We start from the raw sequence: 1886 nt of genomic DNA on the forward strand, positions 1-1886 counted from the left end.
CCGCCAACCGCCGCGCCTGCTCCCGCAACGCCGCCTCACTGCGGCCCGACACCACCAACGGCACCACCGCACCACCCAGCACCACCGGAGCCGGCGCATCGGCCACCGCCTCCGACTCGGCCGGCGGCGCCTGCTCCAGCACCAGGTGCGCGTTGGTCCCGCTGATGCCGAAGGAGGAGATGGCCGCACGGCGGGGCGCGCCGGTCTCCGGCCACTCCCGGGTCTCCGTCAGCAACTCCACCGCACCCGCCGACCAGTCGACGTGCGGGGTCGGCTCGTCCACGTGCAGCGTCTTCGGCAGGACGCCCTGCCGCATCGCCATGACCATCTTGATCACACCGGCGACGCCGGCGGCGAAGAGGGTGTGGCCGATGTTGGACTTGATCGACCCGAGCCACAGCGGGCGACCCTCGGGCCGGTCCTGACCGTAGGTCGCCAGCAGCGCCTGCGCCTCGATCGGGTCACCCAGCGTCGTACCCGTGCCGTGCGCCTCCACCACGTCCACCTCGGTGGCGGACAGCCCGGCATTGGCCAGCGCCTGGCGGATCACCCGCTGCTGCGAGGGACCGTTGGGAGCGCTCAGACCGTTCGACGCGCCGTCCTGGTTGAGCGCGCTGCCGCGGATCACCGCCAGCACCGGGTGCCCGTTGCGCCGCGCGTCCGAAAGCCGCTCCACGGCCAGGACGCCGACGCCCTCGCCCCAGCCGGTGCCGTCCGCCGCGCCGGCGAACGCCTTGCACCGGCCGTCGGCGGCCAGCCCGCCCTGGCGGGAGAACTCCGAGAAGGTCATCGGCGTGCACATCACCGAGGCGCCGCCGGCCAGCGCCATGCTGCACTCCTCCTTGCGGAGGGCCTGGACGGCCAGGTGCAGCGCCACCAGCGAGGACGAGCACGCCGTGTCCACCGTGAGCGCGGGACCCTCCAGTCCCAGCGTGTAGGCCACCCGTCCGGACAGCACACTGCCGGTGGTGCCCGTCAGACCGTGGCCCTGGCCGCCCTTCGCGGACGTGGCCAACAGGCCGGCGAAGTCCTGGGAGGTGCCGCCGAAGAACACACCGGTCCGGCTGCCCTGGACGGAGTGCGGATCGATCCCCGCGTATTCCAGAGCCTCCCAGGACGTCTCGAGGAGCAGCCGCTGCTGCGGGTCCATCGCCAGGGCCTCACGCGGCGAGATGCCGAAGAACGACGCGTCGAACTCGGAGGCACCGTAGAGGAATCCGCCCTCCAGGGGGGTGGCGTTGCCACTCTCGAGCGCCTCGGGCCCGTAGAGACCGTCCAGGTCCCAGCCGCGGTCGGTCGGGAAGCCCGCGATGGCGTCGGTGCCTTCGGCAACCATCCGCCACATGTCGTCGGGAGTCGCGACACCGCCGGGATAGCGGCAGGCCATGCCCACGATGGCGATCGGCTCCCGCGACTTGTCCTCCACCTCCTGCAGACGGCGCTGGAGATGACGGGCGTCCGTGATGGCGCGCTTGAGGTATTCGCGGAGCTTGTCCTCTTCGGACATGTGGATTCCTCTCCTCGGGGATGAGTGGTTGCGTTGCCTGGAGGGGGTCAGGAGACCCCGAAACCCTTGTCGATCAAGTCGAAGAGGTCCTCGTTCGTGGCCGAAGCGAGGTCGTTCCCGTCTGTCGACACGTCGCTGTCGCCGTTCCAGCGGGCGAGGAGCGTCTTCAGACGCTGTGTCACCAGACCGCGGTCCGTGTCGTCGGAAGCGATCGAGGACAGCGCGGCTTCCAGTCCGGTCAGCCCGGCCAGAGCGGTGTCGACCGGGGACTGGGCGGCCGGCGCCAGCTCGGCGAGGAGGTGGGTGGCGAGGTCTTCGGGGGTGGGGTGGTCGAAGACGAGGGTGGCGGTGAGTTGGAGTCCGGTGGCGGTGTTGAGGG

1 protein-coding gene and 1 pseudogene are annotated in these 1886 nt (G+C 71.2%); both read right to left on the reverse strand.

What is annotated here, in order from left to right:
* The coding region (locus ACFQ87_RS46045) for a type I polyketide synthase (RefSeq protein ID WP_380617018.1) at positions 1 to 1507 on the reverse strand (1507 nt) is incomplete at its 3' end.
* Positions 1508 to 1554: 47 nt separating this feature from the next.
* Positions 1555 to 1886, reverse strand: a pseudogene (locus tag ACFQ87_RS46050) (beta-ketoacyl synthase); the annotation flags it as partial.

This window comes from Kitasatospora sp. NPDC056531 (genome assembly GCF_042794375.1).
Taxonomy (GTDB): domain Bacteria; phylum Actinomycetota; class Actinomycetes; order Streptomycetales; family Streptomycetaceae; genus Kitasatospora.